Origin of the sequence: Paraburkholderia aromaticivorans (genome assembly GCF_012689525.1) — a bacterium.
Classification (GTDB): domain Bacteria; phylum Pseudomonadota; class Gammaproteobacteria; order Burkholderiales; family Burkholderiaceae; genus Paraburkholderia; species Paraburkholderia aromaticivorans_A.
In genome coordinates, this window is record NZ_CP051515.1 from 1010570 (window position 1) to 1023111 (window position 12542).

At 62.9% G+C, this 12542-nt stretch carries 12 protein-coding genes; 11 read left to right on the forward strand and 1 reads right to left on the reverse strand.

What is annotated here, in order from left to right; all coding sequences use genetic code 11:
- Positions 1-40: 40 nt before the first annotated feature.
- The 4 genes from HF916_RS16410 (at position 41) to HF916_RS16425 (ending at position 3634) form a co-directional block, all read left to right on the forward strand.
- Complete coding sequence (locus HF916_RS16410; RefSeq protein WP_168789945.1) at positions 41-1036, forward strand: ABC transporter permease; 996 nt, start codon at positions 41-43, stop codon at positions 1034-1036.
- 38 nt (positions 1037-1074) lie between these two features.
- Positions 1075-2109 carry a substrate-binding domain-containing protein gene (locus tag HF916_RS16415; RefSeq protein WP_168789946.1) on the forward strand — a complete coding sequence of 345 codons (1035 nt, stop codon included), beginning with the start codon at positions 1075-1077 and terminating at the stop codon, positions 2107-2109.
- Between the two features lie 101 nt (positions 2110-2210).
- The gene (locus tag HF916_RS16420; protein ID WP_206001931.1) at positions 2211-3098 is read left to right on the forward strand and encodes an amidohydrolase family protein; all 888 of its coding nucleotides are present in this window, start codon (positions 2211-2213) and stop codon (positions 3096-3098) included.
- Between the two features lie 140 nt (positions 3099-3238).
- Positions 3239-3634 (forward strand): RidA family protein, encoded by a 396-nt coding sequence (locus HF916_RS16425; RefSeq protein ID WP_168789948.1) that lies wholly within the window; start codon positions 3239-3241, stop codon positions 3632-3634.
- Between the two features lie 52 nt (positions 3635-3686).
- Here the strand turns inward: HF916_RS16425 and HF916_RS16430 are convergent, their stop codons facing one another.
- Positions 3687-4526 carry a metallophosphoesterase gene (locus HF916_RS16430; RefSeq protein ID WP_168789949.1) on the reverse strand — a complete coding sequence of 280 codons (840 nt, stop codon included), beginning with the start codon at positions 4524-4526 and terminating at the stop codon, positions 3687-3689.
- 1369 nt (positions 4527-5895) lie between these two features.
- On the opposite strand from HF916_RS16430, the gene HF916_RS16435 reads away from it, so the two are divergent.
- The 7 genes from HF916_RS16435 to HF916_RS16465 all read left to right on the forward strand — a co-directional run bounded on the left by HF916_RS16435 (position 5896) and on the right by HF916_RS16465 (position 12517).
- Positions 5896-6078 (forward strand): Flp family type IVb pilin, encoded by a 183-nt coding sequence (locus tag HF916_RS16435; protein ID WP_168789950.1) that lies wholly within the window; start codon positions 5896-5898, stop codon positions 6076-6078.
- Positions 6079-6210: 132 nt separating this feature from the next.
- Positions 6211-6747: an A24 family peptidase gene (locus HF916_RS16440; protein WP_168789951.1), complete on the forward strand. Its 537-nt coding sequence runs from the start codon at positions 6211-6213 to the stop codon at positions 6745-6747.
- Positions 6748-6784: 37 nt separating this feature from the next.
- The gene (cpaB, locus tag HF916_RS16445) at positions 6785-7618 is read left to right on the forward strand and encodes a Flp pilus assembly protein CpaB (protein WP_168789952.1); all 834 of its coding nucleotides are present in this window, start codon (positions 6785-6787) and stop codon (positions 7616-7618) included.
- 87 nt (positions 7619-7705) lie between these two features.
- On the forward strand, positions 7706-9517 hold the full coding sequence (locus HF916_RS16450; RefSeq protein WP_168789953.1) for a type II and III secretion system protein family protein: 1812 nt from the start codon (positions 7706-7708) through the stop codon (positions 9515-9517).
- A 23-nt stretch (positions 9518-9540) separates the two neighbouring features.
- Entirely contained in the window at positions 9541-9834 is a 294-nt protein-coding gene (locus HF916_RS16455; protein ID WP_168789954.1) for a hypothetical protein, read from the forward strand.
- Positions 9835-9880: 46 nt separating this feature from the next.
- On the forward strand, positions 9881-11083 hold the full coding sequence (locus HF916_RS16460) for an AAA family ATPase (RefSeq protein ID WP_168789955.1): 1203 nt from the start codon (positions 9881-9883) through the stop codon (positions 11081-11083).
- A gap of 54 nt (positions 11084-11137) precedes the next feature.
- Positions 11138-12517, forward strand: a complete 1380-nt coding sequence (locus HF916_RS16465) for a CpaF family protein (protein WP_168789956.1) — start codon at positions 11138-11140, stop codon at positions 12515-12517.
- Positions 12518-12542: the final 25 nt, after the last annotated feature.

Sequence of the window (12542 nt, forward strand, 5' to 3'; positions counted from 1 at the left end):
GCTGCCTTGCAGAAGAAACATCATCAATCTGGAGACAATCATGAAATCAGTCACTCACCCGATCGCGGCGGGGCAGCCGAAACGCAGCGGCGCGGGACGCCGCCTGCTGTCGGCCTACCGCACCGAAATTGCGATTGCCATTGCGATCATCGTGATCGAACTCGCGGTCGGCATGATCGTGCCGGCCGCGCTGTCAGGCGGTAATATTTCCAACGTGACGCAGGCGGCCGCGCCGCTCGTCATCATGGCATTCGGCGTGTTGCTCGTGATCATCACGGGTGGGATCGATCTGTCAGTCGGCTCGGTGTTCTCGCTGACCGGCATGGTCACCGGCCTTGCGATGGCGCATGGCTACGGCGCCGTCGCGAGCAGTGTCGCGGGACTCTCGGTCGGCGTCGTGATCGGCGCGCTCAACGGTGCGCTCGTGACGTTCGTCGGACTCGCGCCGTTTGTGGTGACGCTGAGCACCTATGCGATTGCGGGCAGCCTTTCGTTCATCGTCACCGACGGCCATTCGCTACCGATCTCCAACCCTGACTACTGGCTGCTCGATTCAGGAACGCTGATTCCCGGCCTGCCGAACTACGCGCTGTGGTGCGTGCTGCTGCTCGTCGCGATCGAATTCTGTTTGCGCAAGGTGGTGGCGGGCCGCTGGCTGTATGCGATCGGCAGCAGCAGTTCGTCGGCGCGCGTGATCGGGATTCCAGTTAATCGCGTGCGGCTCGGCGCGTATCTGCTCTCGGGCTTGCTGGCTTCGTTCGCGAGCATCGTCAGCGTGTCGTACATCAGCAATGCCGAGGCCACCGCGGGATCGAGCCTGATGCTGCAGGCCATCGCGGCCGTGGTGATCGGCGGCGCGAGTCTGTTCGGCGGGACCGGTTCGGCCATCGGCGCGCTGCTCGGGGCGCTGATGATCACGATCATTCAGAACGGCGCGAATCTGATCGGCGTGAACAGTTTCTGGCAAGGCACCGTGACCGGTGTCGTCATTCTCATCGCGGTTCTCGTGGACCGCATTACCAAGGCCCGGCGTTGAGCACGGGTTCGCAAAAACTATCAGGAAGGAGACATATCATGAACAAGCGCACGTTCAAATCAGCCGGCGGATTCTCGGGCCGGCCGGCCGCACGGATCGTGGCGGCATCGGTGGCGGCGGCGATCGTCGCGCTCGCCGCGGCATTCGCCTCGCAGATCGCGGTGGCGGCGGACAAGCAGACGGTCGCGTATATCGCGCCGTCGCTGGATATTTCGTACTGGCAGTGGGTCGCGTATGGCGTCAAGCAACGGGCGCAGGAACTCGGCATGGACTATGTCGAGTTCACCTCGGAGAACTCGCCGGCCAAGCAGATGGACAACGTGCGCACGGCCATGACGCGTGGCGTCAACGCGATCGTGATCGGGCCGGTCAGTTCGACCAGCACGCCGCCCGTGTTGCGTCTTCTGAAGTCGAAGTCCGTGCCGGTCGCTTTTACGGGTATCGGGCCGCAGGCGGGGCAAACGGACTATACGTCGGCCGTGACGGCGAATAACTACGACACGGGCAAGGCCGAGGGCTCGTATGTGTGCAAGCTCGCGAAAGATCGCGGCAGCAATAAGGTGGCGATGCTGTCATTGCCGCAGGATCGCGAGAATGCGCAGAAGTACATGAAGGGGGCGCAGGAGTCGTTCAAGTCCGATGGCTGCGATCTCGTGCAGGTGCTCGAAACGCACGGCCTCACGGTCAACGAAGCAGTGCAGCAAGCCAACGACCTGCTGACCGCTCATCCTGATGTCAAGGCGATTTACGGCATGTACGACGAAGCCGCGACGGGCGCCGCCAAGGCGCTGCAAACGCGCGGTGCTGTCGGCAAAGTGGCGGTCGTCACGGCCGACGGCAGCCCGACGACGATCAAGCTGCTGCGCGACGGCGCGATCCAGGGGATCTTTTTGCAAGAGGCAGTGGGGCAAGGGATCGACGCGACCACGCAGGTGTTCAACGCGCTGAATCATAAGCCGACCACGCAGGAACTCGCGCTCAAGGAACCGCTCGTGACGAAGGAGACGATCGATCAGCCGGATGCGCAGGCCACAGTGAAGCGTGTCTATCCGCCGTCGGCAGGCAAGTACTGAGCAACCGGTGTTGATCTGATTGCGCGGCCGCTCGTTTAGTGGTGTTTCGTTGCGAGCGCGCCGTGCATCGTATAACTCTATAAGGAGGCACTGTGGACAATCTGCCTATCATCGACCCGCATCATCACCTGTACGATCTGAAGACCGGCAACTATCCGTGGTTGCAGGGGCCGATGCTCGAGCGCGTGTTCGGTGACTATTCGCCCATTCGCAAGGACTATCTGATCGACGATTTTCTTGCCGACATCAAGAGTCAGAATGTGGTCAAGACGGTTCATCTTCAGGTCGAATACGATCACAACGATCCGGTGGCCGAAACCCGATGGCTTCAGAGTGTTGCCGACAAGCACGGCTATCCACACGGTATTGTCGGTTTTGCTGATCTGTCTTCGCCGAACGCACAGGCTGTGATCGAAGAGCACTGTCAGTACAAGAACGTACGAGGCATTCGGCAATGCCTGAATTTCCACCGCGATCCGGTGAAGACGTTTTTCGACAGTCCGCATCTGATGAACGATCCGCAATGGCGTCGTGGCTATGCGCTGCTCAAGCAGCATGGCTTGTCGTTCGACTTGCAGCTCTACTACACGCAGATGGAAGAGGCGCTTGCGCTAGCGCGTGACTTTCCCGATACGCCGATGGTACTCAACCACACCGGCATGCCGGTCGACCGTAAGCCCGAAGAGATCGAAGCGTGGAAGAAGAGCATGACCTTGCTTGCGTCGGCTGACAATGTCTTCTGCAAGATCTCCGGTCTGGGTATGGGCGACTGGAAGTGGACGGTGGACAGCATCCGTCCGTTCGTCCTGCACGCAATCGAAGCATTCGGCGTGACGCGCTGCATGTTCGCGAGCAACTTTCCGGTCGACAAGCTGTTCAGCAGTTACGACGATGTGTTCAACGCGTTCAAGGAGATTACGCGGGAATTCTCGGCGGATGAGCGGGCTGCGCTGTTTCACGACAACGCGGAGCGGGTGTACAGGCTGTGATGGCCATTCAGCGCGCCCATGGCTCCCAGCACTTCGACAATGCCGACGCGCTCAAATGGCATCATCGAAAGCAGCGACGCACCGATGAGTTGATATAGTCGCGTCTTTCCGCTAACCATCCCCAGCGAAGAAGGCAACGTATGGCAGACCGCGAGATTATTGTTCCCGAGCCGATGCGGCTGATCGTCGAACGGGCGGGTTATGCGCCGGCCGTCAAGGTGGGCACGACGGTATTTTGCGCAGGACAGGTGGGCCGTACGGCGCAACTGGAGGTCATCAGCGATCCCGAAGCGCAGTTCCTTGCCTGCTGGGACAATCTGCGCCTGTTAATGGAAGCCGCGGGCTGTACGTTCGACGACATTGTCGACATGACCACGTACCACGTGCAGATGAGCCGGCACATGCCGGTCTTTCGGGAAGTCAAAGACCGTGTCTTTCCGCGGGGTCACTGCGCGTGGACGGCGATCGGCGTGTCCGAGTTGGCGCATCCCGGCTTGCTGGTGGAGATCAAATGCGTGGCGATACAGCGAACGTGAGGGGAGCGTCGACGCGCTGCCGTTGAGCGCGCATTCGCCCGCGTCATCGCCATCACACGCCCGAACCTGCCGGATATCCTTTCGACCGGCCGAACGCCGGTTGTTCGCGAGCCGCGCGGTTGAGCAGCATGGGTATCTCATCCAGACGCAGCAGCGTCAGCGCTCCGCCATACACGAGCCCTGTATCGACATTGATGACGTTGCCACGAACCCTCGGCTCCCGCACCGGCGTATGCCCGACAATGACCGCGGCCACGCCGTCGATGCGGCTGCCCGGGTCACGCCATCCTGAGACAAACCGTTGGCACAGTTGCGCGAAGGCGCGCCGCATCGAAACAAAACCTGCTGCCTTGCCCGGGATCCAGCGCGAGCGATCCCAGATCACCTTGCGGCGCACCGGCCCGTTGCGGTCCTCCTGTTCGAGCGCCTGAACCATCTTCGGCCACGATTGCATGGGGACGTTGGCATGCACGATGCCGACCAGGCCGTCGTCGGTTTCGATTTCGATCGCGTAGGGAAGGGCCGCCATATACGTCACGATGTCGTCCAGCGCCGCTTTGTCGTAGGCCATATCGAACAGCCACTCTCCGCCATTGGATCGAATCGACGCGTTCTTGCCGCCGTGGCGATGCCACCGCACGATCGTGTCCTCATGATTGCCGCGCACCGATTGAATACGATATCGATTCACGAACTCGAGCACGGCCGGCGATTCGATGCCCCGATCCACCAGGTCGCCGACGGCAAACAGTCTGTCGCGCGCCGGATCGTAGCGGCGCAGTTCCAGTTCTCTTCGAAGCCGGCTGAAACAGCCGTGCAGGTCGCCTACGACGAAGTCGCGACCGGCCGTGTTCTTTTTGAAGCGTCGCACGGGTATGAAAGTCTGCTGCATGTTTTCACCGCAATGAGGTTGACGTGAAACGACGAAAGACTTCTGAACGGTTGCTGCGTGAAGCCCATACGGTTTCGACCTCGAAGGTGTCCTCGCTGGTTGGGCATTGCGCGCGCAGTCGCCGCGCAATGTCCAGTGTTGACCGCCAATTGAGCGCTTTCAGTGTCGATTTGTAACGAGGTGTTGGAACCCGCATGCCGTTCCCATCGTCCCGAGCGAGCTTCAGGACGAACGCGGCCTTCGTGGGGAGCAGACGGGGCGGCGACATCGTCGCATTAGTCGTGTGGCGCGGGCAGTGTCTTTTACGCTCGGTTACAAGTGGCGTATGAAGGCGCTCACAACTCTTAGCCAGGTTTTTCGGCGATCGTTGTCGGCGCACCTACTTATGTGGCCCGGCTCGCACGGCTGAACGAAACCGGACGCGTCGGGCTTCTTCGTGATCCAGGGCGCGATGGCGCGCGCGATGAACGACGGTTTTTTCGGTGCGCTCGCGTAACCGCGATGCAGAATCGGACCCCAAATCTCTCTGACAAGCGCGACCAGCAAGGCGCAGCGGATCGTTCGGGAGCAACTGCTGCCTTCCTTGCGGCACCCAAAAAATTTCGCTGCCTGGATCGACCCCAAGGCGTTTCATCAGAAGCGAGAACGACGGGGCGATCCACCGTCAATCGCGCAATGCGCGCTACCCCACATAGCGGAGTGTGCGGACAACGTTTTTCGCCGCCGTGCCGCCTCACCGCTCTCAGGCCGTCCGTCTCACGCTTGCAACATCCCGGACGCGCCCAGTAAAACCTACTTTTGTCGGCTCAATGTCAGCATATTTGACCGAAACATTCGTCGAACCATTGCCAGCCAACGCTCCTACGGGTTTTCCACCCTCCGGAAATTATGCGCGAAGCATGGCAAGCGGGCTCCGCCCCGGCGCTTTCCGGGGTCTCAAATCCGAGCCATCGCGTGTTGCGAACTCCCTTCCGCACCCTCCGCCGAAGCGCCGATCGTTGCCCAGCAAGGCTTTGAGACCTGCTGGCATAGCCGTTGCAAATAGAGAGTCACAAAGCGAAAAAACATGTTGCAGACGGAAAGCAGCAAAAGATCTCCGGCAGCAACAACAGTCTTCGTGAACCGCGTTCGGGGAAGGCCACGCGTTTTACGGGGTGCGGCGGGGCCAACGAAAAACGGCTGTCAATAAACAACGACACGGCGATGGATACGGGGTATCAGCCACTCGTGATCGTGACGAAGTAAAGCGCTGGTCTCGCCACTTTTTCCGTCCTCGTGACGGGCATGAACGCCGCTTCGGCACACCTGTTTTTCAGGCGGCTGCAGACGGCACAAAAGCGAAGTCTACTTTCACTCTACGGGGGTTAGCATGAAGAACACGATCAAGAAGTTTCTGCGCGAAGAAGACGGTGTGGCAGCGATCGAATACGGCCTCCTGGCCGGCCTGATTGCCGTGGCGATCATTGTGGCGGTTACTGCGCTTGGAGCGCGGATGAACGCCATTTTCAACATCATCACGGGCTCGTTGGCGGGCGTAGTCGCTCCGGCCTGACGCGGCAAGAGGCGCAAAGCCGATCGCTCGCCCTGACTCGACGGTCCTTCGGGACAGGGTAGCGACGGCCCCGCGCCGAACGAAACGACTCCAGTAAAGAAGGGCAATTCGATCCTTGAAACGGAGCAGGCAATGAACGGGGTTCCTTTTCCGGTTGGACCGTGCGTGATGACACTGGTGCTCGTCGCCGCACTGTGGGACATGCAAACGCGCCGGATTCCTAACTGGTTGGTGGCGACGGGATTGATCGTGGCGATACCGGTGCAGTGGTTCACGCACGGCGTCGTCGACGGAATGACGATGTGGCTGGGCGGCATGCTCGCGGGTGGCGCGATCTTCCTGCCAGGCTACGCGATGCGGCTGCTGGGCGCGGGCGACGTGAAGCTGATGGCAGCGATCGGTGCTTTCTGCGGCGCTTACGGCGCACTCGAAATTGGTTTGGCGACCTGTGTGATCGGTGCAATCGGGTCGCTCGCAATATGGTTCCGGCGTCGCCAGATGCGCACCGGACTGAACGGGGTGGCGACATTGCTGGTCAGCTGCGCGACGCCGGGAAACGGCGCGCTGCGCAGGTCGGGCAGTGTGGCCGAAGGTAGTGCGACGGGGACCATGACTTACGGCGTCGCGATAGCAATAGGCAGCGCATGCGTGCTGTTCGCCAGCGTGTGACGCGTGCCGGAGCGGGACAAAAAATCGGGGGTTGAAAATGAAAAACGCGCGCGCTGTAACGATGCTGCTGATCGCGACGCTGGCTGGCCTCACCGCGGTGGTGTTCGCCTCGCGCTGGATGGTCTCGCAGTCGTCGAATACCACGACCAAGGTCGTGGTGGCGGCAGCCGATATCAATCTGGGTCAGCGGATCGGCCCGGACTACCTCAAGCTCACTGATTGGCCGTCCAATAGCGTGCCGCCCGGCTCGTACACCGACATCCAGAAACTCGACGGCCGCGTGCTGAAGGAAAGCCTGCTCCGCGGCGAACCGATTCTCGATGCGAAGCTCACGCCGGTCGGCACGCTCGGCGGCCTCTCGGCGGTGATCGGCGAAGGCAAGCGCGCCATCACGGTGCGCGTGAACGACGTGATCGGCGTGGCGGGCTTCGCGCTGCCGGGCAATTACGTCGACATCATCGTCAACACGCAGAAGGATGGCCGCGATCCTGGCGCAACGCGCGATCAGAACATCTCCAAGATCGTGCTCGAAAAGATTCTCGTGCTGGCCGTCGCGCAGGAAGTGGGCCGCGACGAGACCAAGCCGAAGGTGGTCGACGCGGTGACGCTCGAAGTGTCGCCGGAACAGGCCGAGAAGATCGACCTTGCACGCAGCATCGGCACGCTGTCGCTGGTGTTGCGTAATCAGATCGATCCGAAAGCGATCGACACCGCCGGCGCCACCAAGGCCAGCCTGCTGCAAACGCCGGTCGCCGTGGCGCCCGCACCCGAACCGAAGCCGGTGCATATCGTGCGCAAAGTGGCGGCGCACGCGCCGGCCAACTGTGTGCGGGTACTCGACGGCGCCGACGCAAGACAAGAATGTTTTTGACAGGCCCAAGCCTGCAAGCCGTGACCGATGCGTGACTGACATTCAGATCAGCACGCACAAAAATGCGGCACATAACGGGGGTATGACATGAACGCCAGAACCACTCAGCGCGCTAGCGCGCCGCAGCACCCGCTCGGCCCGCGCGAAGCGAATTCGCGCTTGCCGCGGGGCCGCACCCGGATCGCCGAAGCTTGCACGTGTGTGCTGCTGGGCCTGTATCTGACGATGCTGCCGGTGGCGCAAGCGGCCGGCCAGAACGCCGCAGCGGGTGTGCCCGGTTTGCCGGACGTGCCGCTCACGGTGGCGTCGAACGGTTCGGTGCGTCTGACCATCGCCGCGAGCGGCATGGGAATGGGCGGGGGCGCTTCGTCCGGCGGCGCGCAGCAGGGTGCCCGTGGCCCGAATTGCAGCGGCCCGGTCGCCGAACATAGCTCGGTGACGATCCCGGTCGGCAAATCCGCGATGGTCGATGTGCGCGAACCGGTGAAGAGCCGCAGCGTCGGCAATCCGGCCATCGTGCAGGCCATGCTCGTGTCCCCGCAAACACTGTATCTGCTCGGCTCCGACGTCGGTACCACCAACATGATCGTGCAGGGCCGCAGCGGCTCCTGCACGATCATCGACGTGAGCGTCGGCGCGGATCCGGGCGGTCTGCAACAAACACTCGCCGCGCTGATGCCCGAGGAAACCGGTATTCAGGTGAAGGCCGCCGCCGATACGCTGGTGCTGACCGGCACGGTCTCCGATGCGGTCAAGGCCGAACGCGTGCTCGAACTGGCGCGCGCCTTCGTGGCCCGTCCGACCACCGCCTTGCAAAGCGCCGCGCCGATGGGCAGCGGCCCGTTGCCGCTCGGCGCCGCGCCGCGCGCGATGGGTATGCCGGCGCCGTCGCTTGGCGGCGCGGGTGGCGAACGCATCATCAACATGATGCATGTGGCCGCGCCGCAGCAGGTCATGCTCGAAGTGAAGGTCGCCGAAGTCTCGAAGACGCTGATCGACCAGCTCGGCATGGCGGCCAATATCAACGGCGGCATCGGCAGCTGGAGCTTCGGCTTGCTCGCCAATTACCTGTCCGGGGGACTGAGCGCGCTGACCGCATCGAAAGCGAACAACTCGCCGCTCAAGATGGTCGTCGATGCGCAGAAAACCGATCAGCTCGTGAAGATCCTCGCCGAGCCGAACCTGATGGCGATCAGCGGTCAGGAAGCGAGTTTCCTCGCGGGCGGCAAGGTCTATATTCCAGTGCCGCAAAGCAACGGTTCGGGCGGCACGACCATCGTGCTGCAGGAAGAACAGTACGGTGTCGGCCTGACCTTCACGCCGACCGTGCTCGAAGGCGGCCGCATCAACCTGAAGGTGTCGCCGGAAGTGTCCGAACTGTCGTCCACCGGCGTAGTGGTCAGCGCCGGCAACTCGAACACCACCTCGATCCTGCCGCTGATCACGACGCGGCGTGCCTCCACCACGCTGCAGGTGTTCGACGGCCAGAGCTTCGCGATCGGCGGTTTGCTGAAAAGTAACGTGACCGGCTCGATCAAGGGCTTGCCCGGCGCCGCGGAATTGCCGGTGCTCGGCGCGCTGTTCCGCAGCACCAGCTACGAGCAGGACAAGACCGAACTGGTGTTCATCGTCACGCCGCGCCTCGCCAAACCGCTGCCGCAGCACTATCCGCTGCCGACCGACGGCTTCGGCGACGCCAGCGAAGGGGACGTGTACCTGACCGGCCACATGGAAGGCACGAAGCGCGCCGCGCCGGCTGCGGGCGCCTCGGCACCCGTCGTGGCACCGGCAACCGCGCCTGCACCCGCACCGGTTCCCGCACCCGCTCCGAGCGCGGCTGCGTCCGTGGCTGTGATCCCGGCCACGCCGGAAACCAGCGCCTCAAATGCCTCGCAGTAATGCGCGGCCTACCGGAGATCGACATGACAAGCACCAAGACACTGATCCGCACGGCGCTGTGCGCCGGCTTGAGCGCCGCGCTCGCCGGCTGCCTGAGCTCGACGCCGCACTGGGACGCGACGTTCGGCGACTCGGTCAACCAGATCAAGGAAATGCAGACGCTCAATCCCAATGCCTCGGCAAACACCGATCCGGTTGCGGGTATCGACGGCACGGCAGCGGCCGCTGCGCAGAAGAGCTACGCCAAATCGTTCACGGCGCCGCCCGCGCCGACCAATAACTTCGCGATCGGCATCGGCTCATCGAACTCGTATTGACGCGGCACAACCAGGCGGCCAGGTCCGGCGCCAGCGGAGACTTACCATGATCGACACCCTTCTGATTTCGTCCAGCGCCGAGCGCGCGCCGCAGATCGCGGCGCGTCTCGAGGCAAGCGGCATCGCGTTTCGTCTGCGTACGCTGCACGGTACGGCGAAGCAGTTGCGCGTGCACGCCGCGGCGATCAAGAGCGCCGATCTGCTGATCGTCGACGACGCCGACCTGGCGCCGCGCGATCTGAGCGGCGTCGAAGAGGTGCTGTCCCACCTGCCGCATCTGCATTGCATGCTGGTGACCCCCGCGCCGTCGACCACGCTGCTGATGGCGGCGATGCGCGTCGGCGTGCGGCACGTGCTGTCCTGGCCGCTCGACGACGGCGAGATCGCCGACGCGCTCGCCCACGTCTCGGCAAAGAAACACGCCGGCGTGCGCCGCGATGGGCGCGTGGTGTCGTTCACTTCCTGCAAGGGCGGCAGCGGCACGACACTGATCGCCGTGAATCTCGCCTACGCATTGGCCTCCTTGCGCGACAAGCGCGTGCTTCTGATCGACCTCAACCAGCAATTCGCCGACGCGAGCTTGCTGGTCGCCGACAAAGCGCCGCCCGCCACGCTCGCGGACCTGTGCTCGCAGATCGATCGGCTCGACGCCGCTTTCTTCGAAGCCTGCGTGATGCACGTGCACGCGAATCTCGACGTGCTGGCCGGCGCGGGTGATCCGGTCAAATCGGGCGAACTGCGCGCCGCGCATCTCGAACGGATTCTCACGCTGGTGCGCGAGCAATACGACGCGGTGCTGATCGACGTCGGTCAGAACATCAATCCGCTCGCGATCCACGCGCTCGATCACAGCGACTCGATCTGCATGGTGGTGCGGCAGAACATTCTCTACCTGCATGCGGGCCGCCGCATGCTCGACATCTTCAAGGAGCTCAGCTATCCGGCGAGCAAGGTGAAGGTGATCGTCAATCAGTACGACAAGAACGCGCGCATCGACCTGGCGACGCTCGAAGAAACGTTCGGCGCAAAGGTCGCGCATCAGCTGCCGCGCGACGAGAAGCAGGCCACCGAGGCGCTGAATCACGGCGTGCCGCTCGTGACCGGCGCGAAGGGCGGCGCGCTCGCCCAGGGCATCTCGCAACTCGCCGCGCTGCTGTGGCCGTTGCCGGTAGTGGAGCGCAAGAGCGTGCTGGGCCGTCTGTTCCAAAGCCGGCCGAATTCGCCGCCGCAACTGAAGCCTGGACACTGATCCGCCTGAATCCGTTCAGGCTGGGTTGCCATCGAAAAGAATGCGGAGAGCACCATGTCATTGCGCGAACAGTTGATGATCCAGAGCGGCACTATGCCGTTCGACAGCGCCAGTCCCGCGGCCACCGCCGGCGTGGCCGCCGAGAGCCTCGCGGCGCGGCGCGCGTATCAGCAGCTCAAGATGAACATTCATCAGGCGATCATCGACCGGGTGGAGCTCGACAAGCTGCAACGGCTGTCGCCCGAGCAGATCAAGCGTGAACTGGCGCAACTGGTGGAGCGGATCGTCGACGAAGACAAGATTCCGATGAACGAACTCGAGCGCCGCCGTCTCGCCCAGGACGTGCACGACGAAATGGTCGGCCTCGGCCCGCTCGAACCGCTGCTCAACGATCCGACCATTTCCGACATTCTGGTCAACACGTCGCAGCACGTGTACGTGGAACGGCGCGGGCGCCTCGAACACACCGACGTGACCTTCTACGACGACGCGCATCTGATGAAGATCATCGAGCGCATTGTCTCGCGCGTGGGCCGCCGGATCGACGAATCCACGCCGATGGTCGATGCGCGCCTGCCCGACGGCTCGCGGGTCAACGCGATCATTCCGCCGTCGGCGATCGACGGACCGCTGGTGTCGATTCGCCGCTTCGCGGTGAATCCGCTCACCGTCACCGACATGGTGAACAACCAGAGCTTCACGCCCGCGATGGCGCAACTGCTCGAAGCGCTGATCAAGTCGAAGCTGAACGTACTGATTTCGGGCGGCACGGGCAGCGGCAAGACAACGTTGCTCAATCTGCTCTCCGGCTTTATTCCGGAAGACGAACGGGTCGTGACCATCGAAGACGCGGCCGAATTGCAGATGCGTCAGCAACACGTGCTGCGGCTCGAAACGCGGCCGCCGAATATCGAAGGCAAGGGGGAAATCTCGCAGCGCTCGCTGGTGCGCAACGCGCTGCGGATGCGTCCCGACCGTATCGTGCTGGGCGAAGTGCGCGGCGCCGAAGCGCTCGACATGCTGCACGCCATGAACACCGGCCACGAAGGTTCGATGGCGACGCTGCACGCGAACACGCCGCGCGACGCGCTCACGCGGCTCGAAAACATGGTCGGCATGGCGGGTCTGACGATGCCGATCAAGGCGATCCGTCAGCAGATCGCGTCAGCCATCACGGTGGTGGTGCAGGCGTCGCGCCTCACTGACGGGCGCCGCAAGCTGATGAGCATCTCCGAAATCACCGGCATGGAAGGCGACATCATCAACATGCAGGAGATCTTCGCGTTCAAACGTACCGGTGTCGACGAAAACGGCATGATCAAAGGCTATTTCTGCGCGAGCGGCGTGCGGCCGAAATTCTGCGAGCGGCTGGCGGGCTTCGGCATCGTGCTGCCGGACCAGATGTTCGATCCGGCACGGCGTTTCGAAGTATGAACGCGCAACGGGTTTGAGGAGAGGG